Genomic DNA, 23,802 nt, shown 5'->3' with positions numbered 1-23,802 from the left:
CCGCAGGTCGGCCGTTATACTAACGCACCCCCTTGCCGGCCAAGACTCGTAAGCATGTCCGCGACCCCGACCGTTCCGATCACCTTCCAGGGCCTGATCCAGACCCTGAACCAGTTCTGGGCCCAGCAGGGCTGCGTGCTCATCCAGCCGCTCGACCTGGAGGTGGGCGCCGGTACCTTCCACCCGGCCACCTTCCTGCGTGCGATCGGTCCGGAACGCTGGAACGCGGCCTACGTGCAGCCCTCGCGCCGCCCGACCGATGGCCGCTACGGCGAGAACCCGAACCGCCTGCAGCGCTACTACCAGTACCAGGTGGCGATGAAGCCGGCGCCGGACAACATCCAGCAGCTGTACCTGGATTCGCTGAAGGCGCTGGGCATCGACCCGCTGGTGCACGACCTGCGTTTCGTCGAGGACAACTGGGAATCGCCGACGCTGGGCGCCTGGGGCCTGGGCTGGGAAGTCTGGCTCAACGGCATGGAAGTGACCCAGTTCACCTACTTCCAGCAGGCCGGTGGCCTGGAGTGCCGCCCGGTGCTGGGCGAGATCACCTACGGTCTCGAACGCCTGTGCATGTACCTGCAGAACTGCGACAACGTCTACGACCTGGTCTGGACCTACGGCCCGGACGGGCAACCGGTGACCTATGGCGACGTCTACCACCAGAACGAAGTCGAGCAGAGCACCTACAACTTCGAATACGCCGACGTGGACGAAATGTTCCACCGCTTCGATGCCTGCGAGCGTGAAGCGCAGAAGCTGGTCGAGGTGGGCCTGCCGCTGCCGGCCTACGAGCAGGTGATGAAGGCCAGCCACACCTTCAACCTGCTCGATGCACGCCGCGCGATCAGCGTGACCGAGCGCCAGCGCTACATCCTGCGCGTGCGCGCGCTGGCCCAGGCGGTGGCCAAGGCGTACTACGAGCAGCGCGAGAAGCTGGGCTTCCCGGGCGCGAAGAAGGCCTGACGGGCCGTCCGCACCCACCCGCTTTTCATCAACTACCCGGGGCGCCGGACGCGTCGCGCGCTGCGCCCCCACCACAGGATCGAACCGATGAGCCAACTGTCCCCCCTGCTGATCGAACTGGGCACCGAGGAGCTGCCGGTCAAGGCGCTGCCGGGCCTGGCCCAGGCGTTCTTCGACGGTGTTGTCGAAGGCCTGCGCACGCGCGGCGTCGCGCTGGAACTGGGTGATGCACGCCCGCTGTCGACCCCCCGCCGCCTGGCCGTGCTGCTGCCGGGCGTGGGCCTGGAACAGCCGGAACAGCACAGCGAAGTGCTGGGCCCGTACCTGAACATCGCACTGGACGCCGAAGGCCAGCCGACCAAGGCGTTGCAGGGCTTCGCCGCCAAGGCCGGGATCGACTGGACCGCGCTGGAGAAGACCACCGACAACAAGGGTGAGCGCTTCGTGCACCGCGCGGTGACCCCGGGCGCACGCACCGCCAGCCTGCTGCCGGAGATCCTGCGCGAGGCGATTGCAGCGATGCCGATTCCCAAGCCGATGCGCTGGGGCGACCACACCTGGGGCTTTGCCCGCCCGGCGCACTGGCTGGTGCTGCTGCACGGTACCGAGGTGGTGGAGGCCGAACTGTTCGGCCTGCAGGCCGGCCGTGTCAGCCGTGGCCATCGCTTCCACCACGACCAGCCCGTGTCGCTGGCCCAGCCGCAGGACTATGTTGAAGCCCTGCGCGCCGCCTTCGTGCTGGTCGACCCGCGCGAGCGCCGTGCGCGCATCGTCGCCGAGGTCGAGGCCGCCGCGGCCAGGGCCGGTGGCAGCGCCCGCATCACCGACGACAACCTGGAGCAGGTGGTGAACCTGGTCGAGTGGCCGTCGGCGGTGCTGTGCAGCTTCGAACGTGCGTTCCTGGCAGTGCCGCAGGAAGCGCTGATCGAAACGATGGAGATCAACCAGAAGTTCTTCCCGGTGCTGGATGCCGCAGGCACGCTGACCGAGAAGTTCATCGGCATCGCCAACATCGAATCGAAGGACGTGGCTGAAGTGGCCAAGGGCTACGAGCGGGTGATCCGCCCGCGCTTCGCCGACGCCAAGTTCTTCTTCGACGAGGACCTGAAGCAGGGCCTGGCGTCGATGGGCGACGGCCTGAAGACGGTGACCTACCAGGCCAAGCTGGGCAGCGTGGCCGACAAGGTGGCGCGCGTGGCCGCCCTGGCCGAAGTGATCGCACCCCAGGTGGGTGCCGATGCCGTGCAGGCCAGGCGGGCTGCCGAATTGGCCAAGAACGACCTGCAGTCGCGCATGGTCAACGAGTTCCCGGAGCTGCAGGGCATCGCCGGCCGCCACTACGCCGTGGCCGGTGGCGAATCGACCGAGGTGGCGCTGGCCATCGACGAGGCCTACCAGCCGCGCTTCGGCGGTGATGACATCGCGCTGTCGCCGCTGGGCAAGGTGCTGGCCATCGCCGAACGCGTCGACACGCTGGCCGGTGGTTTCGCCGCGGGCCTGAAGCCGACCGGCAACAAGGACCCGTTCGCGCTGCGCCGCAATGCGCTGGGCCTGGCCCGCACGATCATCGAAAGCGGCTTCGAGCTGGACCTGCGCGCGCTGCTGGCCAGCGCCAACGCCGGCCTGGCCGCGCGCAACGTGCAGGCCGATGTCGGCGAGCTGTACGACTTCATTCTCGACCGCCTGAAGGGCTATTACGGCGACAAGGGCGTGCCGGCCACGCACTTCAACGCGGTGGCCGAACTGAAGCCGGCCTCGCTGTACGACTTCGACCGCCGCCTGGATGCGATCGGCACCTTCGCCGCACTGCCGGAAGCCGAAGCACTGGCTGCGGCGAACAAGCGCATCCGCAACATCCTGCGCAAGGCCGAGGGCGACATTCCGGCGCAGATCGACCCGGCGCTGCTGCAGGAAGACGCCGAGCGCGCGCTGGCCGAAGCGGTCACCGCCGCCATCGACGACACCGGCGCCAGCCTGCACCAGAAGGACTACGTGGCCGTGCTGGCACGCCTGGCGCGCCTGCGCCCGCAGGTCGACGCGTTCTTCGACGGGGTGATGGTCAATGCGGACGATCTGGCGCTGCGTGGCAACCGCCTGGCGCTGCTGACGATGCTGGGCGAGCGCCTGGGCAAGGTCGCGGCGATCGAGCATCTGTCGAGCTGATGCCCGTATCGGTAGTGCCGGCCGCTGGCCGGCATTACCCCGCGCACCGCATCGCCGGTGGATGTCCATCGGGGTCATTGCCGGCATCGCGCACGATGCCGGCATCCTCGCCTGCATTCACGATGATCGCCACAAAGGTGCGTATTTTGACCGCCACTTAACAACCGATCCCGAATGACGTGATGCATTTCGCATCGTCACCTTCGGTCGGTATGCTGTCCCGCATGCAGCCAAAGAAATACGCCCTGCCGCTGATGGTCCTGTCGTTGGCCGCCACTTCCGTGGCCCACGCGCGCGGCACCATCGACAAGGTGGACATCAAGGGATTGGACAAGGGCGACGACGCCGCAATCATCGAGAACATCCAGGAATCGCTGTCGCTGTACGACACGATCGGCAAGGAACAGGGCGAATCACGCCTGGAGTACCTGCTGTCACAGGCCGAGCGGCAGACCCGCCAGGCACTGGAACCGTTCGGGTACTACAACCCGGTGATCAAGGTCGAGGCACCGCGCGAGGACGAACACGTGCGCGTGCTGATCCATGTCGACAAGGGCACCCCGGTGACCGTGCGCCGCGAGCACATCGACATCACCGGCCCGGCGATGTACGACCAGTACCTGCAGGATGACCTGGCCGCGTTCAAGCCGCGCAAGGGCCAGCGCTTCGAGCACACCCAGTACGAAGCCAGCAAGATCACCATCACCCGGCGCCTGGCCGAGCGCGGCTACTTCGACGCCGACTACACCCAGCGCCAGGTGCAGATCACCCGCGCCGACAACGCCGCCGACATCGACCTGACCTGGGACAGCGGCCGCCGCTACAACATGGGCCCGGTGCGCTTCCAGCAGGACTACTTCGTCGACAAGCTGTTCGATCCACTGGTCTACTGGGACCAGGGCAGCTACTACCACGAGGGCAAGCTGGACCGGCTGCGCGAGTCGCTGACCAAGCTGGACTACTTCAGCGTGATCGACATCCAGCCGCGCCCGGACCAGGCCGACGAGAACGGCGAAGTGCCGGTGGACGTGAAGCTGACGCGCGCCAAGCGCACCATCTATACCGCCGGCCTGAGCTACGGCAGCGAGAGCGGCCCGGGTGTACGCGGTGGCATCGAGCGGCGCTTCCTGAACAACCGCGGCCACAAGATGAACACGCAGCTGGACTATGCGCAGAAGCGCAAGAGCCTGGTCACCAGTTACCGCATTCCGGCCTTCAACTGGCTCGACGGTTGGTACACCTTCGCCGCCAGCGCGTACGACGAGCAGACCGACTACATCGATCTGCGCAACTTCAAGCTGATCGCCAGCCGCAGCGGCGAGATCAACGAGCACTGGACCGCGATCGCCTCGATCAACGCACTGCGCGAGCGCTGGCGCTACGCCTCCGGCACCGAATTCACCGATGCCGTCTACAACACCTCGACGCTGGTGTACCCGCAGGTGGTCGCCGACTACGTCAACGTCGACGACGAGATGTTCCCGCGCAAGGGTGTCAGCGGCGCGGCGACGGTGCGTGCCGGCGTGGAAGGCGCCGGCTCGGATACCAGCTTCGTGCAGGCCAACGCCGTGCTGCGCTGGTACATCCCGGTGGGTGAAAGCAACCGCCTGATCCTGCGCGGTGAAGGCGGCACCACCTGGACCAGCGACCTGGTGGCGATGCCACCGAGCCTGCGCTACTTCGCCGGCGGTGATCGCAGCATCCGCGGCTACGCCTACCGCGAAGTTGGTCCGCGCACGCCCAAACCCGACAAATACGCGCTGGGCGCCAAGAACCTGGTGATCGGCTCGGCCGAGTACGAGCACTACTTCAATGGCGGCCCGTGGGGCGCGGCCGTGTTCGTCGATACCGGCAGCGCCTTCGACAACACCATTGACCTGCATACCGGCGTCGGCTTCGGCGTGCGCTGGAAATCGCCGGTGGGCCCGGTGCGGGTGGATATCGCGCACGGCCTGAACAATCCGGACTCGCAGTTCCAGCTGTACCTCAACATCGGAGCGGACCTGTGAGCACGCCCGCACCGAGCCCCGGCACGCCACCGCCGCGCGTGCGCTTCTACCGACGCCGCCGCTTCTGGGCCTGGTCCGGCGTCGGCGTGATCGGCGTGGTGCTGCTGGCCCTGCTGGCGGTGTACTGGCTGCTGCAGACCGTGGCCGGCCGCGATGTGCTGCTGGCCCAGGTGGTGGCGCGGCTGCCGGTGGGCGCCAGCTTCACCTGGGACAAGGTGGAAGGCCCGGTGGCCGGTCCGCTGACCCTGTACAACGTCGACTTCCGCTACGACGACATCCATTTCCACGCCGAGCGCGCGCACCTGGAGCCGGACCTGCGCCCGCTGCTGGGCCGCAAGCTGCTGCTGGACAAGCTGGAGCTGACCAACGCGACGTTGAACCTGGCCAAGAGTGACGAGCCGTTCAAGCTGCCATCGTGGCCGGATTCGCTGCCGCAGATCGAGATGCCGCTGGCGATCCAGGCCGATGCCATCGCCATCGACGGCTTCCGCATCAGCCAGGCCAACGAACCGGTGATCGACATCCGCCGGGTGCGTGGTGGCATCGAGATCGCCAATGGCGAGTTCCAGGCGCACAAACTGGTCGTGGACAGCGACATGGGCAACTTCACCGCCCAGGGCCGTTACATTCCGGCCGAGGACTACGACACCGATGTGACGGTGACGGCGGTGCTGCCAGCACCGCGTGGGCGCACCGCCGCTACGGTGGGCCTGGTCGCACGTGGCGACCTGTCGCACATGGAAGTGGCCGTAGCCGGGCGCGCGCCGAAGCCGCTGCACGCGATGCTGGTGTTCGATGGCCGCACCGACCCGAGCTGGAGCGCCAGCATCCGCAGCGACGAGCTGGATCTGGCGCTGTTGTCGCCAGCATTGGCGAGCTCGGCGATTGCGCCGTTGTCGCTGGACTTCACCGCCGCCGGCAAGGGCGGCAATGCCAACCTGCGCGGCAGGGTGAAGCAGGGCGACCAGGAGCTGGAACTGGCACCGTCGGTGGTGTCGCTGCAGGACCAGGTGCTGAAGGTCTCACCGCTGCTGGTGAAGGGCCTCGGTGGCGAAGCGCGGCTGGAAGGCACCGCCGACTTCAGCCAGGACGATCAGCAGAAACTCAATTTCTCGGTGGTCGCACGCGATCTGACCTACGTGCCAGCACCCGACCCGAACACGGCTGGCAGCGCACCGGTGCCGGTCACCCTGAAGGAAGCACGCTTCGGCCTGGCCGGTACCCTGAAGGCCTGGGCGGCGATCGGCCGTGCCGAGATCGAACGCGAGGCGCAGAAGGCGCAGCTGCAGTTCGACGTACGCGGCAATGACCAGGCCGCGTCGATCCACCAGCTGCAGGCGCAGACGCCGGGTGGGCAGCTGCAGGTGGAAGGCCAGGTGGCCTGGGCGCCGCAGCTGGACTGGGACGCCAAGGCCACGCTGAAGGACTTCGACCCCGGCTATTTCGTGCCGGGCTGGAACGGCCGCCTGTCCGGCAACCTGGCCTCCAAGGGCCGTCAGCTGCCGCCGCCGGCCAATGCCGCACCGGGCACGGCCGGCACGCTGGAAGCCACCGTCGACCTGCCGTCGCTGAAGGGCATCCTGCGCCAGCGCAACCTTGATGCACAGGGCAAGTTCGCGCTGCAGGGCGCGCAGGGCCAGGGTGACCTGAAGCTGTCGCTGGGCAGCAGCCGGGTGACCGCGTCGGGCAAGGTCGGCGACCGCCTCGACATCGATGCACGTTTCGAACCGCTGCAGCTGAGTGACCTGCTGCCGGGCGCCGACGGTGGCCTGCGCGGCCAGGTGCAGGTGAAGGGGCCGCGCGATGCGCCGGACATCACCGCCGACCTGGTCGGCAACAATCTCAACTGGGAGGGCTACGGCGCCGAGAGCGTGAGCATCAAGGGCCACCTGCCGTGGCGCGGCGACAGCGGCACGCTGGCAGTGCAGGGCCAGCAGGTCAACGCCGGCATGCTGCTGGAGCGCTTGAACGTGGATGCGCAGGGCAGTGTGTCCAACCTGCGCCTGGCTGCGCAGACCCGCAATGAGATGGGCGCGATCGAGCTGCAGGGCAGCGTGCGCCAGCAGGGGGCGCAGTGGCGTGGCGAGCTGGCCTCGCTGCGCATCGCACCGGTGAAGGGTGATGCGTGGTCGCTGCGTGCACCGGCGGCGTTCGCGATCAACGGCAGCACCTACACCCTGTCCGAAGCCTGCCTGGCCGCCGCCAGCAGCGGCGCGCTGTGCGCACAGGCCAACTGGCCGCGAGAAGGCCTGGTGGTGCGCAGTGACGCGCTGCCGCTGGCGCTGGTGCAGCCGTGGCTGCCGCCGCAGTCCGGCCGCCGCATCTACCTGCGCGGCGACGTCAGCCTGGACGCGCAGATCCGCCCGCGCGGCGCGGCCTGGGAAGGCCATGTGGAAGTGCGCTCGAAGGAAGGCGGCGTGCGCCTGGGCGAGAACCGCAACACCGTGGGCGATACCACCCGCGGCGAGCTGGTGCGCTATGACCAGTTCTCGCTGAAGCTCGACATGACCCCGGCCAGCATCAAGGGCTACCTGGGCATGGGCTTCCAGGGCAATGGCTTCGTCGACGCGAAGATGCAGACCGGCTGGGAAGCCAGCGCACCGCTGAACGGTGAGCTCTACCTCAACATGTCGCGGCTGTACTGGCTGGAGCTGTTCTCGCCGGACATCGTGCGCCCGACCGGCCTGATCGAAGGCCACGTCAGCCTGCGCGGTACGCGCGGGCAGCCGTCGCTGGGCGGCGACGCGCAGCTGAGCAACTTCAAGGGCGAATTCCCCGCGCTTGGCCTGACCTTCGACCAGGGCAAGGGCAGCTTCGTGGCCCAGCCCGACGGCTCGGCCAAGATCACCGCGCAGGCCAACTCGGGCCAGGGCACGCTGTATGTCGACGGCGGCCTGTCGTGGTTCGGTGATGCACAGCCGCTGCAGCTGAAGATCCACGGCGAGAACGTGCTGCTGTCCAACACCAGCGAGCTGCGCATCGTCGCCAACCCCAACCTCGACTTCACGTTGGCCAAGGCGGCGATGGAGCTGCGTGGCACCGTGCACGTGCCCGAGGCCGACATCGACCTGGAGCGCCTGGACCGTGGCACCTCGGTGTCCGAAGACGTGGTGGTGCTGGACCCGGCCGATCCGGAAGAGTCGCGCACCTCGCCGCTGGACATGGACCTGACGGTCAGCCTCGGCGACAAGGTGAAGATGACCGGGTTCGGCCTGAAGGGCGCGCTGACCGGCAAGATGCAGGTCTGGGCCAAGCCCGGCCGTGAAATGACCGCCAATGGCGGCCTGGAAGTGAGCGGCCGCTACAAGGCGTATGGGCAGGACCTGACCATCACCCGCGGCAACCTCACCTGGAACTACAACGCGGTGTCCGACCCGCGCATCAACATCCGCGCCGAGCGCCGGATCGGTGATGTCACCGCCGGCATCGACGTGACCGGGCGTGCGCAGCAGCCGCGCGCGGACGTGTGGTCCGATCCGGCAATGTCGCAGTCCGAGGCACTGGCCTATCTGGTGCTGGGACGCAGCCTGACCGGTGCCAGCAGCGACCAGGCGCAGCAGGTCAACGCGGCCTCGGCGGCGCTCTCGGCGGGCAGCGGCCTGCTGGCTTCGCAGCTGGGCGCCAAGCTGGGCCTGGACGACGCCGGCGTGAGCCAGTCGCGCGCGCTGGGCGGCTCGGTGATCGGTGTCGGCAAGTACATCTCGCCCAAGCTGTACGTCGGCTACGGCGTGTCGCTGGTCGGTGCCGGTTCGGTGATCACGCTGAAGTACCTGCTGCGCCGCGGGTTCGACGTGGAAGTGGAGTCGAGCACCGTGGAAAACCGCGGGTCGATCAACTGGCGGCGGGAGAAATAACCCGCTGCCCCTCAACCACCCTCTGTGTCGGGATCGGTCTGGCTGACAACGGCGAAGGAGGGGGCTGGCCTGCGCGGACGAGGCCCGTGCGTGAGCATGCCGTGCCCATCAAGCGCCGACGGTGGCTCGACGGGCGCTGGCGCGGACGCCGTCCGCGATGGGGTGCCTCCAACGAAAGGCGTCAGCATGAGGACGCCAGACACGATGACCACCGAGGCATGGATTGCCACGTGTTTCATGCTGGACGTGCTGATCGGGATAGGGCGAGCGGCATCACCGAGCAATGCCAGCGCCGCCAGAACGGCCAGCACGACGAGAGCGCCCAGCAGGCAGCGGACAATGGCCACCTGCATCTTCATGAGATTGAAGTGCCCGGGTTGGGATACCGCCATCCAGAAGGCGACCTGATCCGTGTCCAGTGGCGCCAGCGTGTCACGGACACCATGCACTCCCAGACGCTGCATCGTTTGCCGCATGATGCCAGCACGCCCGGGCACGCTGGCCGACAGCAGCGATTGCAGCCAGTGCCACGGTCGGGTCAAGCGTTCCATGCGGGCATGGGCCTCGGTAGCGGACACCCGGTCATGCGGTCGGTCCAGGGCTGCGGTGAGGGCCGTGTGGTTGCGCGGCTGCAGCTGCCAGCGGCGATGCAGCAGGTTGCGCCGTGCGCGGACCCGGTAGGGATCGATATCAGCCCGGATCTCATCCCAGCAGAAGTATCGACCGAGCAGATCGAAGTTGGACTCGCACAGCGGCTGGCCCTGGTGCAGCAGCTGCTGCAGTACCACGTCACCGATACGCGGCCTGTCGGCCAATGACCACAGCTCCGGGCGATGGGCCAGCCAGTGCTCGAAGCTGGCCGGGTCGGCGTCGCCGGCGGTGTTGATCAGCAGGCGCGCAAACCGGGGCAGGTTCAATGATGGCTCCACCACATCGTCCGGCATGTCGATGTCGGGCGTGCATGGATGATGCAGCACCGGCATGTGGTCCATCGGCGAATGGCTGTCGTACGGCGCCGGTGGGCCGGGTGGGCTGTTGTCTGCAGGTGGCGTCGACAGCGTTTCTGCACTGCTCTCCTCCTGCCATTGCGTGCGGTTGCGTGCCCACAGCAGGGCCTGCTGGTAAGCCTCGTGCAGCGCCTGGAATGCCACCGGGTCTTCGTCCGGGCGTGCCGCGCGCAGTCTCTGCGCGTAGGCGCGCTTGATCGCCTTTTCGTCGGCGCTGGCGTCGAGCCCGAGAGCGTCCAGTGCCCGGTTCACACGGTGTTTCCAGAAGCAGGTGGAGGCAGGTCGATCGACAGGCGACGGCACCTGTCACGCAGGAACCAGGTGGTCCATAGCAGCAGGACCAGGGCGCAGCCCACTTCGGGGACGAACATGCCGATGCCCGGTCCAATCAGGTTGCGCGGCCGGAATCCCCGGCCATCCTCGCGCCGGATCCAGCGTGCCGTCGCCAGAGCAAGGCCAGGGAACAGCAGCAGCGTACCTTCCAGCCGCAGATCCAGGCCATGGACCAGGATCAGGCTGGCGAGGGCGATCAGCGGCGCTGGCAACGCCAGTAGCCATCCCCAGCGCGAAGGGGACAGATCCAGCGTCAGCTGGCGCAGCGCCCAACGGACATGGACCCACAGAGCGCCGGCCAGGGCGAGCAGGACCCCGAGCAGCACGCCGCCTATGCCGAGCGCGGCGGCGGTGCGCAGGTCACGCTGGGCAAGACTCATGAGAGTCGAGCCACCGGCAATCGCGAGCGTCAGGGCAGCCAACAGGCCGCCCCGCAGCGCATTGACCTGGCAACGCCAGCGGTTGGGACGGGAAACGTCGGCAAGGCTGCGCCAGAACTGCACCTGCTGCCGATCCCAGGCGGCGGGCAATGGCTCCTGGCCGCCGCGTTCCAGCGCATCCAGCAGCGCGTTGACCTCAATGATGTGCTCGGGCAGCTGCGCCTGCCAGAGGGATCGTCGCGCGTGCCATGGCTGCGACAGGTAGCGCAGGCAACGCGCAAGGGTGACCCTCCCCAGCCGCAGGCTGCCCTCTTGTTCAAGCAGTGCCGACAGCTCTGCCGCATTCCCGGTCTCGGCGGCCCAGCGTCGATGACCGCGCGACTGGATCGATGCCAGCCTGTCCGGATCCACGCCATCGTGTACATCATCCCAGCCAAAGCAGCGTGCCAGCAGACCCATGTTGGCTGCGCTGACGCTGTTGTGACTGCGTGCCAGTTCATCCAGCAGCGCGTCGCCCACCAATGGCTTGTAGCGCAGCGACCACAGCACCGGCGTGGCCTCCAGCCAGGGGCCGAAGTCTTCAGGGGAAGACAGATGGGCCATGCGCAGGATCGTGTGCGCATGGCCCGATACGTGGACCGCTCCCTCCAGTTCCGCCACTGGTGCCGTGCGCAGCAGCACAGGCGTGCCGCGAGGTGGCCATGGAGGCGAGTACGAACGCGTTTCGGGCGGCGCCCATGCCACGTCTGCGTCGGGCGGCCAGGGTGCGATGTCGGTTGCATGCTCCGCCGGTTCGTCTTCGTCCGCGATATCGGCCAGCGCTTCCTGGCGGACCCAGTCCAATGCCGCCTGATAGGCCTCATGCAGGTGCTGGAAGGCGATGGGATCCTCGTCGGGGCGCGTCACCCGCAGGCGCTTTGCATAGGCGCGCTTGACCGCGCGCTCGTCAGCCGTTTGGTCCAGCTCCAGGACGTGCAGTGCCCAGCTCATGCATCGCGCTCGAGGGCGTCGAGTGCCTCGTTCAGCTGACGGCGATGACGCTCGACGGCAACGGCATCCTGGCTCTCCAGCACATGGCGGAAGCTGCTCAGCCACGACTGCAACTGTTCACGGTGATGGATGCGTTCCTCGTACAGGCGCTCGGTGCGGGCGATCACCGCGAGGTTGGGCTGGGCGTCACGCGGGTGGATCTTCAGCGCTTCCAGCGCGCGCAGGCGCTGCTGGATCTCTTCGGGTGACAGCAGCCCGGGATTCTGTTCCAGGATGAGCTCGTGGCGCCTGCCGGTGGCATCCTCGGTGACTTCGACCTGCAGCAGCCCGTTCACGTCGTAGGTGAAGCGGGCGGTGACGCTGCGTTCCTGCATCGGGACAGAATGGGTCAGCGGCACGGTCAGCTCACCGAGCTTGATGTTGCGATCCACCGTCGGGCTCTCGCCCTGGAACACGTCGATGCGGATGGCACTTTGCCGCTCGTGCAGCGGGTAGAAGCGATCCTCGCGGCTGACCGGCACCACGCTGTTGCGCTGGATGATCGGGTGGAAATAGCCGCTGCGTTCGCCACCGGCAGCATCCTGGCGGGACACCTGCGTGCCAAGCGTGTAGGGGCAGACATCGGTCAGCACGACTTCGCGCAGCGATTCGTCGCGCGCCTTCAATCCCGCTGCAACGGCGGTACCCAAGGCAATCGCCTGGTCCGGATGGACATGGCGCAGCGGCAGCCGGCCGAACATGCGGGTCGCAAGCCTGCTGACCATCGGCATGCGTACCGCACCGCCGACCAGGATGATGTCGTCCAGCGCCTCGGGCTTGAGCCGGGCGTCGCGGATCGCGCGCTCGATGGGCGCGCGCATGCGCAGCAGCAGTGGCTCGCAGAGCTGGGTGTAGCGAGCTTCATCCAGCTGCCACTGGCGTTCGCTGCCGGCCAGGGGCAACTGCAGGCTGGCAGTGCCGCTCTGGCTGAGTTCGCGCTTGAACAGTTCCAGCCGACGCAGCAGCTGCGCCTGCTCGGCAGCGGACAGGTCGCTGGCGGACGTGCCCTGGTCGGCGTGGAAGGCCTGCACGAGTACCTGCAGGAAATCCTCGCCGCCCAGGAAATTGTCGCCGGCGCTGGCATGCACTTCGACCACGCCATCGAACAGTTCCAGGATGGAGACGTCGAAGGTGCCGCCGCCCAGGTCCAGCACCAGCACGCGGCCTTCGCCGTCACGCTCCTGCAGACCATAGGCCAGCGCAGCGGCCGTGGGTTCATTGATCAGGCGCTCGACGCGGATGCCGGCCAGTTCGCCGGCGGCCCGGGTGGCCTTGCGCTGGGCGTCGGAGAAGTAGGCCGGCACGCTGATCACCGCTTCCTCCACCTTGTGGCCCAGGGCGGCTTCGGCGTCGGCCAGCAGCGAGCGCAGCACCATGGCCGAGAGCTCCTCGGGACGGAAACTGCGCTCACCCAGCCGGGTCTCACGGTCGCTGCCCATCCAGCGCTTGAAATGGGCCACGGTCTGCTGCGGATGGCTGACCAGGCGGTCACGGGCCGGCTGGCCGACCAGTACGGCACCATCGACGAGGCTGACCACCGAAGGGGTCAACAGCTCGCCATGGGCATTGGGGAACAGCTGCGGCCCTGCTGCCGTGTGCCTGCCGATGAGGGAATGGGTGGTGCCAAGATCGATGCCGACGATCATCTGCGAACGTCCGATGTGCAGAAAACGGCAATTCTAGGAGCGCGGCGCAGGCCTGACTATCGGGCGTTGCCCGACAGCGCCCCACGGGCTATGGTCCCGGGCTGTTCTGTCGTACCGGATTGCCTCATGTCACCACGCAAAGCCCTCCCCACCGCCCTGGCCCTGGGCCTGACCCTCGCCACCGGCGCCCACGCCGATGAAGGCATGTGGATGCCGACGCAGCTGCCGGACCTGGCCCAACCGCTGCAGGCCGCTGGCTTCAAGGGCAATCCGGCCGACCTGGCCAACGTCACCGCGCCGCCGCTGAGCGCCGTGGTGCGCGCCGGTGGTGGCACCGGTTCGTTTGTGTCCGCCGACGGCCTGCTGCTGACCAACCACCACGTGGCGATGGGCGTGATCCAGTACAACAGCTCGCCCGAGCACGACCTGATCGCTGGTGGCTTCATCGCCAGGGACCGTGCCGATGAGCGCCCGGCCAACCCGGACTTCCGCGTGCTGGTCACCGTCGGCTTCGACAAGGTGACCGACCAGGTGCTGGCGCAGGCCCGTGGCAAGACCGGCCGTGCCTACTTCGATGCCGTGGATGCAGCCAGCAAGCAGATCGTGGCCGAGTGCGAGAAGGACGGCAGCGTGCGCTGCTCGGTGGCCAACATGTACTACGGCACCGATTTCTACCGCATTGCCCAGCTGGAACTGAGCGACGTGCGCCTGGTGTATGCGCCGCCGCGTGCGATCGGCAACTACGGCGATGAGATCGACAACTTCATGTGGCCGCGCCACACCGGCGACTTCACCCTGCTGCGCGCCTACGTGGGCAAGGACGGCAAGCCGGCCGCCTACAGCAAGGACAACGTGCCCTACCAGGCGCCGGCACACCTGCAGATGTCGGTGGAAGGCCCGAAGGAAGGCGATTACGCGATGCTGGCCGGTTACCCGGGCATCACCTACCGCCACCGCACCGCGGCCGAATTCGCCGGCCAGATCGATACCGTGCTGCCGCGCCGCGTATCGGTGTTCCAGCAGATGATCGACACCATCGAGGCCGCCAGCGCCAAGGACGCGCAGGCGCGTACCCGCTACGCCTCGCAGCTGCAGTCGCTGAAGAACAACCGCAAGCGTGCCGCCGGCGAACTGGAAGGCCTGCTGCGCAGCGATGCGAAGGCCCAGCGTGCCACCGACGAGACGGCCATGCTGGCTGCCACCGACCGCAGGTACCAGGGTGACATCAAGGCGCTGCTGGCCAACCTGTCGCAGGGTGCGGCGGTGGGCGAGCGTGACCTGCTGCTGGAGCAGATGGCCGCGCAGAGCCAGCTGCTGCGCTCGGCGCTGCTGCTGGAACGCCTGCGCATCGAATCGGCCAAGCCGGACGCGCAGCGCGAGAGCGGCTACCAGCAGCGCGACCAGGCGATGATCGAAGGGGTGCTCAAGCAGGTCCAGCGCCGTTACGCGCCGGAGGTCGAGAAGGCCCTGCTGACCACCCTGCTGACCCGCTACCAGCAGCTGCCGGACGCGCAGCGCGTGGCCGAGTTCGACGCGGCCTTTGGTCGTACCCCACAGCAGCTGGCCAAGGCGCTGGACACCCTGTATGCCGGTACCCAGCTGGGTGAGGAAGCGCAGCGCCTGTCGCGCTTTGCCGCCGCACGCGAAGGCAAGGCACTGGCCGCCGATCCGCTGATCAGCGTGGCCGGTCCGCTGGTGGCCGCGCAGCTGCGCATCGAGAACGAGAGCAAGACCCGCGAAGGCGAGCAGCTGCGCCTGCGCCCGGCGTACATGCAGGCGCTGTTCGCCTGGCGTGCCAGGCAGGGCCGCGCGGTGTATCCGGATGCCAACCGCACCCTGCGCATCAGCTACGGCAAGGTCGAGGCGCTGCACCCGCGCGATGGCGTGACCTACTCCCCGGTGACCACCGTGGCCGGCATCGTCGAGAAGAACACCAACGCCTACCCGTTCGATGCACCCAAGCCGCTGCTGGCCGCCATCGCCAAGGGTGACTTCGGCAGCACCGCCGATCCGGCACTGAAGACCCAGACGGTCAACTTCCTGACCAACCTGGACACCACGGGCGGCAACTCCGGCTCGCCGGTGCTCAACGCCAGGGGCGAACTGATCGGCCTGAACTTCGACAGCAACTGGGAGTCGGTCAGCGCCAGCTGGTGGTTCGACCCGCGCTACAAGCGCGCCGTGCACGTGGACATGCGCTACCTGCGCTGGCTGCTGGCCAAGGTCTACCCGGCGCCCGAGCTGCTGAAGGAAATGGGCGTGCCGGCCCAATAACGCCGGTACCTGGCAGGCGCCCACCGCTTCCTGGTGGGTGCCCATTGATTCCCGGTAGGTGCCCACTGTTAGTGGGCACGGATGTCCCCGTCACGACCAACGGTCGTGACCCACCAGACGGATCAACGATCGTGACCCACCAGACGGACCAATGGTCGTGACCCACCGCCATGACCTACCCGCACGACCAGCGGTCGTGATCTACTGACCCCTGTCCTGACGGAAACGCACGCGTGGTCTCCAGCTGGATCCTGCTGCTGGTCTCGGTTGCCTATGCCGCGCTGCTGTTCGGCGTGGCGTGGTGGGGCGACCGTCGGCCGATGTACCCCGACCGGCCGTGGCTGCGGCCGGTGGTCTACAGCCTGGCACTGGCCGTGTACTGCTCGTCGTGGACCTTCTACGGCGCGGTCGGCACCGCCGTGCGCAACGGCGTGGGCTACCTGCCCATCTACATCGGCCCACTGCTGCTGCTGCTGTTCGGCTGGCGCATCATCGAGCGCCTGGCGCTGATCGCGCGCAGCCAGAACGTGGTCTCCATCGCCGATTTCATCTCCTCGCGCTTCGGCCGTTCCCGGCGGCTGGCGGCGCTGGTGGCGATCATCGCGCTGATCGGTATCATTCCCTACCTGGCGCTGCAGTACAAAGCAGTGGCGATGAGCCTGCAGGTGCTGACCGGCAACACCGGCCCGACCGGCTTCTTCACCGATCCCGCGCTGTACGTGGCGCTGCTGATGGCGCTGTTCGCCACCCTGTTCGGTACCCGCCAGGTCGATGCCACCGAACACCACCACGGCATGATGCTGGCCATCGCCTTCGAATCGGTGATCAAGCTGCTGGCGATGCTGGCCGTGGGCGTGTTCGCCTACCTGTGGCTGAGCAACCGCACCGACGCGGTGGTCGAGTCGGTGCATACGCTGTTCACCGGCCTGCCGCCGGTGGGCTTCATCTCGCAGACGCTGCTCAGTTTCCTGGCCATCATCTGCCTGCCGCGCCAGTTCCACGTGGCCGTGGTCGAGTGCGGCGATGTGCGCGACGTGCGCCGCGCGCGCTGGATGTTCGGCGGCTACCTGGTGCTGATCTCGGGCATGGTGCTGCCGATCGCCACCGCCGGCGTGACCCTGTTCGGCACCGGCGGCAGCGTCGCCGACGACTCGATGGTGCTGGCCCTGCCGCTGGCCGAAGGCCGCAATGCGCTGGCGCTGATCGCCTACGTGGGCGGCTTTTCGGCGGCCACCGGCATGGTCATCGTGTCGTCCATCGCGCTGGCTACCATGGTCAGCAACGACCTGGTGATGCCGGTGCTGCTGCGTCGGAGCGGTGACCACCAGGAGGCCGCCGACGTCGCCTCGCGCGTGCTGTGGATCCGCCGCCTGGCGATCCTGCTGCTGGCGTTGATGGCCTACAGCTACTACCGCACCAGCAGCAACGACAGCACCCTGGCCTCGTACGGCCTGATGGCGTTCGCAGCGGTGGCGCAGTTCGCGCCCGGCCTGATCGGCGGCCTGTACTGGCGCGGTGCCAGCCGGCGTGGCGTCGAGGTGGGCATGCTGCTCGGCTTCGCCACCTGGCTGTACACCCTGCTGTTGCCGGCGATGACCATGGCCGGCTGGGTCGATGCCGCCTGGGTGCAGCACGGCCCGTTCGGCATTGAGTGGCTGCGCCCGCAGCAGCTGTTCGGCATGACCGGCTGGGATCCGCTGACCCATGGCACGTTCTGGTCGCTGCTGGTCAATGCGGCGACGATGATGCTGGTGTCCGCACGCTGGCGACCCGGCGTCGACGAGCGCCTGCGCGCTGCCCCCTTCCTCGACCCGTATGCCGAACGCCCGTCGGTGGCCGGCGGCTGGCCCGGCCACGTGCACGTGGGCGACCTGCTGGCACTGGCCTCGCGCGTGGTCGGCGAGCGCCACGCGCGGCGTTCGTTCTTCGAGCAGGCGCAGTCGCTGGGCCGCGAGCTGCAATCCTCGGCGCCTGCGGACCGGCCGTGGGTACAGTTCACCGAGCGTCTGTTGGCGGCCTCGATCGGCGCGGCATCGGCGCGCCTGCTGCTGACCAGCCTGCTGCGTGGCTCGGGCATGGACCTGGGCGAAGTGGTGGCGGTGCTGGACGAAGCGGGGCAGGAGCTGCGCTTCAACCGCGAGATCCTGTCGACCACGCTGGAGAACATCAGCGCCGGGGTCAGCGTGGTTGATCCGGACATGCGCCTGACCGCATGGAACCGCCGCTACCAGGACATGTTCGGCTACCCCGACGGCATGCTCTACGTGGGCCGCCCGGTGGCCGACCTGATCCGCTACAACGCCGAGCGCGGCGAGCTGGGCGAGGGCGATATCGAAGTGCAGATCAACCGCCGCATCGGCTACATGCGCGCCGGCTCACCGCACGTGTTCGAGCGCACCCGCAGCGACGGCAAGGTGATCGAGATGCGCGGCCAGGCGCTGCCCGGCGGCGGTTACGTGACCAGCTACAACGACATCACCGACTACAAGCACGCGGAGAAGGCACTGCTGGAGGCCAACGAGACGCTGGAACAGCGCGTGGCCGAGCGCTCGCACGAGGCCGAGGTCGCGCAGCAGTCGAAGACCCGCTTCCTGGCGGCGATCAGCCATGACGTGCTGCAGCCGTTGAACGCCGCACGGCTGTTTGCTTCGGCGCTGCGCGACAGCGACCATGTGAGCGACGAGCAGAAGCACCTGGCCGAGCGCGTGGATGCGTCGCTGCGTGCTGCCGAAGAACTGCTTGATGGCCTGCTGGACGTGTCGCGGCTGGATGCCGGTGGCCTGCACCCGGTGATCGGCGAGTTCGACGTGAGCGCGCTGATGCGCGAACTGGCCGCGCAGTACACGCCGGTCGCCGCCGGCCGTGGCCTGCGCCTGGACCTGTTCACGCGTCCGGCCTGGGTGCGCAGTGATCGCCGCCTGCTGCGCCGCGTGCTGCAGAACTTCCTGGCCAATGCGCTGCGCTACACCCGCCAGGGCCGCATCGTGCTGGCGGTGCGCCAGCGTGGCAACGAAGTGGAGCTGCAGGTATGGGATACCGGCCCGGGCATTCCCGAGCACCACATGCGGCAGATCTTCGACGAGTTCCACCGCTACCAGCAGCCGTTCGATTGGGGCGAACAGGGGTTGGGCCTGGGCCTGTCGATCTGCCAGCGCATCTCGCGCCTGCTTGACCATCGCCTCAATGCGCGCAGCCGGGTTGGCAAGGGCTCGATGTTCTCGATCATCCTGCCGCGGGTGGCGCCGCTGCCGGGCTATACCGAACTGGCCGCGCCGGTACAGGCCGCAGCCGCGCCGCTGCGCAGCGATTCGCTGGCCGGCCTGCGCGTGCTGTGCGTAGACAACGACGAAGAGATCCTCGACGGCATGCGCGCGCTGCTCGGTCGCTGGCAGGTGCAGGTGATTACGGCATCGACGGTGGATCAGGCGCTGGAGAAAGTGGCCGAGCGGCCGCAGGTGATGCTGGTGGACTACCACCTGCACGACCGCATGGACGGCCTGGATGCGCTGGTGGCGCTGCGTGAAGCCGCCGGTTACCCGCTGCCGGGTGCGTTGTTGACCGCCGATGGCCGCGACGAACTGAAGCGGATGGCACGCGAACGCGGCTACCGCGTGCTGACCAAGCCGATCAAGCCGGCCTCGCTGCGCGCCTTCCTGGGCGCGCTGCGCGATGCCGGCAATAGCGATGCCTGATCGGCAATTGTAGAGCCGAGCCCGTGCTCGGCTCCCGAACGCATGGCGGCGCCGATATAGCCATCGCTATACAAACCAGCCCTGCCTGCGCGTTTCGCTGGAAATGCGCCACGTGCGGATCGCGATGCTAAGCTTCGCGTCCCCTTGGGGAGTAGCCGGATTCCTTCGCAGGAATCGTCCACGTCAACATACTCGGCCAGTGCGCCGTGGCGTGGACAACCATGATGGTTGGCGAGACCAGCGGCCCGCGCGCGCAACGTCAGGTTGGGCGCGAGCGCAGGCCGTGCGTCCGTCCCAGCCCGACCTCAGCCACCGCCCATGTCCCCCATTTCGATCCTCCTGATCGGCTTTGCCATGTCCACCGATGCCTTCGCCGCTGCAATCGGCAAGGGTGCGGCCATGCGCAAGCCGGTGTTCCGCGATGCATTGCGTGCCGGCATCATCTTCGGCGTCATCGAGGCGATCACGCCCATCATCGGCTGGCTGCTCGGTCGGGCTGCCCTGCAATACGTCGAAGCCTTCGACCACTGGATCGCCTTCGGCCTGCTCGGCGCACTGGGCATCCACATGATCTACAACGGCCTGCGCCCCGACAGTGCTGAGGACGACGAAGATCCGTCGCAACACCACGGCTTCTGGAAGCTGGCGCTGACCGGTTTCGCCACCAGCATCGACGCGATGGCGGTGGGCATCGGCCTGGCCTTCATGGATGTACATATCGGCGTGATGGCTGCGGTGATCGGCCTGTGCACGCTGACCATGGTCACCGTCGGCATCATGCTCGGCCGCGTGCTGGGCAGCATGGTCGGCAAGCGTGCGGAGATCATCGGTGGCGTGATCCTGGTGATCATCGGCGCAACGATCCTGTACGAACACCTGCACGGCGTGGGGTAACGCCCGCCCCTGTAGAGCCGAGCCCATGCTCGGCTGCTTCACATGGCAGCCGAGCGTGGGCTCGGCTCTACATTGGAGCATTCGCCGACATGCAGCACGGCATTTCGCTGATGGAGAGGCTGTCATGCGTGCCATAGCCTCTTCGCATGGCCAGTCCCGCACTCCGCTTTGGTCGCTGGTCGCAGACCGGCAATGTCTACGCGATCACGGCTGTGACACGCGCACGCCGTCCCTGGTTCGACGACAAGGCCAATGTCGATCTGCTGATCGAAGCGCTGCGCACCGTAGAGCGGACGGGGCGGACCTCCTCCCTCGCCTGGGTGGTCATGCCGGACCACCTGCATTGGTTGGTCGAGTTGCGTACCGGAACGCTGGCCGGCTGCATGCAGATCCTGAAGTCCCGGAGTGGAAGATCCATCGCCAGGCGCGTTGATGCGAACGCACCGATCTGGCAGCCGGGGTACTACGACCATGCGTTGCGCAGCGATGAGTGCCTGCGCACGCAGGCGATGTACATTGCAGCCAATCCAGTGCGTGCTGGGCTGGCCACGCGCATCGGGGAATACCCCTATGTATGGAGTCGATGGCGGCTTTGGGGGTGATCGGTATTGAGGCCAAGAGCAGCCGAGCATGGGCTCGGCTCTACAGGGGCATCATGAAGGCTGCGGAGCCGAGCACATGCTCGGCTCCGCAGTCCGTTACGATCAATCTTCTTCCGGCGGCAGCACGATGGCGTCGTCGTCGATGGCCAGCTTGCCGGCCATCAGCACGGCCTGGGTGCGGTTGGTCACGCCCAGCTTGCGCAGGATGGCGGTGACGTGGGCCTTGATCGTCGCTTCGGAGACGTTGAGGTCGTAGGCGATCTGCTTGTTCAAGCGGCCGGCGCCCAGCATCTGCAGCACGCGGAACTGCTGCGGGGTCAGCTCGCGCAGGCGCTGGCCGACTTCGCGTTCTTCGCTGCCGGTGGGCGGCACGTTGTGCGCTTCCGGCGGTGCCCAGGTCTCGCCATCAAGGATGGTGCCCAGTGCGTGGCCGATGGTGTCCGAGTCGGCGGACTTGGGAATGAAGCCGAGCGCACCGTGGTCGAGCGCGCGGCGCATCACCGTGGCTTCTTCGCGCGCGGACACCACCACCACCGGCAGGTGCGGGTGCAGCGAACGCATGTGCACCAGCGCGTTGAAACCCTGTGCGCCAGGCATGTTGAGGTCCATCAGGACCAGGTCGGCGTCGTTGTGCTGGTCGGCCAGTGCATACAGCGCTTCCACGCTGTCGGCCTCGAACAGCTGCACGCCGGGGATGACCCGCTGTACCGCCCCGCGCAGGGCTTCGCGGAACAGCGGGTGGTCATCGGCAATCAGGAGGGTGGTCATGGTCGGGGGGAACCGTGGGGGGAAACTGCATGGGGCCAGATCCTACGGCGGTCAGAGCCCGTTCCTGGCGGAACGGGATCCGACCCCGGGAGCCGGCCCCGGGCCGTACGTCAGCGCACCTTGCGCTCGTCCACCAGCGAGGCCACCACCGACGGGTCGGCCAGGGTCGAGGTATCGCCGAGCTGGTCCGGCGCGTTCTCGGCGATCTTGCGCAGGATGCGGCGCATGATCTTGCCCGAGCGGGTCTTCGGCAGGCCCGGCGCCCACTGCAGGTGGTCCGGCGTGGCGATCGGGCCGATTTCCTTGCGCACCCAGGCGACCAGTTCCTTCTGCAGCTCGTCGCTCGGCGCCTCTTCGGCCACCAGCGTCACGTAGGCGTAGATGCCCTGGCCCTTCACGTCGTGCGGGAAGCCGACCACGGCCGCTTCGGCCACCTTCGGGTGCGAGACCAGCGCGCTTTCCACTTCGGCGGTGCCGATGCGGTGGCCGGACACATTGATCACGTCGTCAACGCGACCAGTGATCCAGTAGTAGCCGTCTTCGTCGCGGCGGCAACCGTCGCCGGTGAAGTAGCTGCCCGGGTAGGTGCGGAAATAGGTATCGATGAAGCGCTGGTGGTCGCCGTACACCGTGCGCATCTGGCCCGGCCAGGAATCACGGATGATCAGGTTGCCCTCGGTCGGGCCGTCCTGGATCTCGCCATCGGCATTGACCAGCGCCGGCTGCACGCCGAAGAAGGGCAGGGTGGCCGAACCGGGCTTGAGGTCCATCGCGCCGGCCAGCGGCGAGATCAGGATGCCGCCGGTCTCGGTCTGCCACCAGGTATCGACGATCGGGCAGCGGCTGTCGCCGACCACTTCGTAGTACCAGCGCCAGGCTTCCGGATTGATCGGCTCGCCGACGCTGCCGAGCAGGCGCAGCGACGCGCGCGACGTCTTCTTCACCGGCTCCTCGCCTTCGCGCATCAGCGCGCGGATGGCGGTCGGGGCGGTGTAGAAGATGGTCACCTTGTGCTTGTCGATGACGTTCCAGAAACGCGAGGTGTCCGGGTAGTTCGGCACGCCTTCGAACATCAGCGAGGTCGCGCCGTTGGCCAGCGGCCCGTACACGATGTAGCTGTGGCCGGTGACCCAGCCGACATCGGCGGTGCACCAGTAGACGTCGTCTTCGCGCAGGTCGAACACCGCTTCATGGGTGTAGGCCGCGTACAGCAGGTAACCGCCGGTGGTGTGCAGCACGCCCTTGGGCTTGCCGGTGGAACCGGAGGTGTAGAGGATGAACAGCGGGTCTTCCGCGTTCATGCGTTCCGGTTCGCAGGTGGACGGCTGGCTGTCCACCACATCGTGGAACCAGCGGTCGCGCGGGGCCTGCATGTCCACCGCGCCGCCGGTGTGGCGCACCACCAGCACGGTTTCAACCGTATTCGTGCCCGGCAGCTTCAGCGCGGCATCAACGTTGGCCTTCAGCGGAATCCTGCGGCCACCGCGCAGGCCCTCGTCGGCGGTGATGATCAGCTTGCTCTGGCAGTCGCTGACGCGGTCGGCGATCGAATTCGGCGCGAAGCCACCGAACACCACCGAGTGGATCGCACCGATGCGCGCACAGGCCAGCATGGCCACCGCGGCGTCGACGATCATCGGCAGGTAGATGGTGACGCGGTCGCCCTTCTTGACGCCGAGGTTGCGCAGCGCGTTGCCGAGGCGGCAGGTGCGCTCGTACAGCTCGCGATAGGTCACGTGCTGGGCCGGTGCATCCGGGCCGTCCGGCTCGAACAGCAGGGCGGTCTTGTCGCCGCGCGTTTCCAGCTGGCGATCCAGGCAGTTCACGCTGGCATTGAGCTCGCCATCTTCGAACCACTTGATGTGGAAGTCGGACAGGTCATAGCTGACGTTCTTGATCTTCGTCGGCTTGCGCATCCATTGCAGGCGCTCGGCGGCCTTGCCCCAGAAACCATCCGGGTCGGTCACCGACGCCTGGTACTGCTGTTCGTACGACGTCTTGTCGATGCGTGCCTTGGCGGCGAACTGCGGATCGACGGGGTAGATATCAGCCATGGCACCCTCACTTGCACGTTGACTTTGTATGTGCGGTCGCAGCATCGCAACGACCGATCCCCCTCAGTTTGCCCCATCCACCCCCGGCCGCGTCACCACCCTGGTTAGACCATGGTCGAAAGTGAGCGCCC

General features: G+C 67.5%; 13 protein-coding genes and 1 riboswitch. Of the genes, 8 read left to right on the top strand and 5 right to left on the bottom strand.

What is annotated here, in order from left to right; translation table 11 throughout:
- Positions 1 to 54: 54 nt before the first annotated feature.
- The 4 genes from glyQ to AC5P8F_RS16175 all read left to right on the top strand — a co-directional run bounded on the left by glyQ (position 55) and on the right by AC5P8F_RS16175 (position 8,992).
- Positions 55 to 966: a glycine--tRNA ligase subunit alpha gene (glyQ, locus tag AC5P8F_RS16190; protein ID WP_014648902.1), complete on the top strand. Its 912-nt coding sequence runs from the start codon at positions 55 to 57 to the stop codon at positions 964 to 966.
- An 87-nt stretch (positions 967 to 1,053) separates the two neighbouring features.
- Positions 1,054 to 3,129, top strand: coding sequence for a glycine--tRNA ligase subunit beta (gene glyS, locus AC5P8F_RS16185; RefSeq protein WP_142235021.1), 2,076 nt, complete (start codon positions 1,054 to 1,056; stop codon positions 3,127 to 3,129).
- Between the two features lie 212 nt (positions 3,130 to 3,341).
- On the top strand, positions 3,342 to 5,138 hold the full coding sequence (locus tag AC5P8F_RS16180) for an autotransporter assembly complex protein TamA (protein WP_495228571.1): 1,797 nt from the start codon (positions 3,342 to 3,344) through the stop codon (positions 5,136 to 5,138).
- A complete protein-coding gene (locus AC5P8F_RS16175) occupies positions 5,135 to 8,992 on the top strand; it encodes a translocation/assembly module TamB domain-containing protein (RefSeq protein WP_495228570.1) in 3,858 nt (1,285 codons plus the stop codon). The genes AC5P8F_RS16180 and AC5P8F_RS16175 overlap by 4 nt, the downstream gene beginning before the upstream one ends.
- Positions 8,993 to 9,003: 11 nt before the next feature.
- On the opposite strand, the gene AC5P8F_RS16170 is transcribed toward AC5P8F_RS16175, so the two are convergent.
- From AC5P8F_RS16170 to AC5P8F_RS16160, 3 genes are all read right to left on the bottom strand, one after another.
- The gene (locus tag AC5P8F_RS16170) at positions 9,004 to 10,251 is read right to left on the bottom strand and encodes a J domain-containing protein (protein ID WP_495228569.1); all 1,248 of its coding nucleotides are present in this window, start codon (positions 10,249 to 10,251) and stop codon (positions 9,004 to 9,006) included.
- The gene (locus AC5P8F_RS16165; protein WP_495228567.1) at positions 10,248 to 11,618 is read right to left on the bottom strand and encodes a heat-shock protein; all 1,371 of its coding nucleotides are present in this window, start codon (positions 11,616 to 11,618) and stop codon (positions 10,248 to 10,250) included. The genes AC5P8F_RS16170 and AC5P8F_RS16165 overlap by 4 nt, the downstream gene beginning before the upstream one ends.
- A gap of 80 nt (positions 11,619 to 11,698) precedes the next feature.
- Positions 11,699 to 13,387 (bottom strand): Hsp70 family protein, encoded by a 1,689-nt coding sequence (locus AC5P8F_RS16160; RefSeq protein WP_495228566.1) that lies wholly within the window; start codon positions 13,385 to 13,387, stop codon positions 11,699 to 11,701.
- Between the two features lie 126 nt (positions 13,388 to 13,513).
- Between AC5P8F_RS16160 and AC5P8F_RS16155 the strand changes: the two genes are divergently transcribed.
- From AC5P8F_RS16155 to AC5P8F_RS16140, 4 genes are all read left to right on the top strand, one after another.
- Entirely contained in the window at positions 13,514 to 15,661 is a 2,148-nt protein-coding gene (locus AC5P8F_RS16155; RefSeq protein ID WP_164076978.1) for a S46 family peptidase, read from the top strand.
- 233 nt (positions 15,662 to 15,894) lie between these two features.
- Entirely contained in the window at positions 15,895 to 19,353 is a 3,459-nt protein-coding gene (locus AC5P8F_RS16150; RefSeq protein WP_014648893.1) for a hybrid sensor histidine kinase/response regulator, read from the top strand.
- Between the two features lie 140 nt (positions 19,354 to 19,493).
- Positions 19,494 to 19,583, top strand: a riboswitch (yybP-ykoY riboswitch).
- 88 nt (positions 19,584 to 19,671) lie between these two features.
- On the top strand, positions 19,672 to 20,247 hold the full coding sequence (locus AC5P8F_RS16145; RefSeq protein WP_032957840.1) for a manganese efflux pump MntP: 576 nt from the start codon (positions 19,672 to 19,674) through the stop codon (positions 20,245 to 20,247).
- Between the two features lie 146 nt (positions 20,248 to 20,393).
- Positions 20,394 to 20,849, top strand: a complete 456-nt coding sequence (locus tag AC5P8F_RS16140; protein WP_032957838.1) for an REP-associated tyrosine transposase — start codon at positions 20,394 to 20,396, stop codon at positions 20,847 to 20,849.
- 102 nt (positions 20,850 to 20,951) lie between these two features.
- Here AC5P8F_RS16140 and AC5P8F_RS16135 read toward each other — a convergent pair whose 3' ends face one another.
- Positions 20,952 to 21,617 carry a response regulator transcription factor gene (locus AC5P8F_RS16135; protein ID WP_006477308.1) on the bottom strand — a complete coding sequence of 222 codons (666 nt, stop codon included), beginning with the start codon at positions 21,615 to 21,617 and terminating at the stop codon, positions 20,952 to 20,954.
- Positions 21,618 to 21,727: 110 nt separating this feature from the next.
- Positions 21,728 to 23,671, bottom strand: a complete 1,944-nt coding sequence (acs, locus tag AC5P8F_RS16130; protein ID WP_032957836.1) for an acetate--CoA ligase — start codon at positions 23,669 to 23,671, stop codon at positions 21,728 to 21,730.
- Positions 23,672 to 23,802 lie beyond the last annotated feature (131 nt).

Source organism: Stenotrophomonas sp. YJH_SMC_69 (assembly GCF_059370495.1).
The sequence above is the reverse complement of the archived record's forward strand: the minus strand, read 5'-3'. Positions and strand labels throughout refer to the sequence as shown.

Excerpts from the sequence above, each read along its gene's own strand:
- glyQ (WP_014648902.1), top strand. The coding sequence starts at position 55 with ATGTCCGCGACCCCGACCGTTCCGATCACCTTCCAGGGCCTGATCCAG.
- glyS (WP_142235021.1), top strand. The coding sequence starts at position 1,054 with ATGAGCCAACTGTCCCCCCTGCTGATCGAACTGGGCACCGAGGAGCTG.
- AC5P8F_RS16180 (WP_495228571.1), top strand. The coding sequence starts at position 3,342 with ATGCTGTCCCGCATGCAGCCAAAGAAATACGCCCTGCCGCTGATGGTC.
- AC5P8F_RS16160 (WP_495228566.1), bottom strand. The coding sequence starts at position 13,387 with ATGATCGTCGGCATCGATCTTGGCACCACCCATTCCCTCATCGGCAGG.
- AC5P8F_RS16155 (WP_164076978.1), top strand. The coding sequence starts at position 13,514 with ATGTCACCACGCAAAGCCCTCCCCACCGCCCTGGCCCTGGGCCTGACC.
- AC5P8F_RS16145 (WP_032957840.1), top strand. The coding sequence starts at position 19,672 with ATGTCCCCCATTTCGATCCTCCTGATCGGCTTTGCCATGTCCACCGAT.
- AC5P8F_RS16140 (WP_032957838.1), top strand. The coding sequence starts at position 20,394 with ATGGCCAGTCCCGCACTCCGCTTTGGTCGCTGGTCGCAGACCGGCAAT.
- AC5P8F_RS16135 (WP_006477308.1), bottom strand. The coding sequence starts at position 21,617 with ATGACCACCCTCCTGATTGCCGATGACCACCCGCTGTTCCGCGAAGCC.
- acs (WP_032957836.1), bottom strand. The coding sequence starts at position 23,671 with ATGGCTGATATCTACCCCGTCGATCCGCAGTTCGCCGCCAAGGCACGC.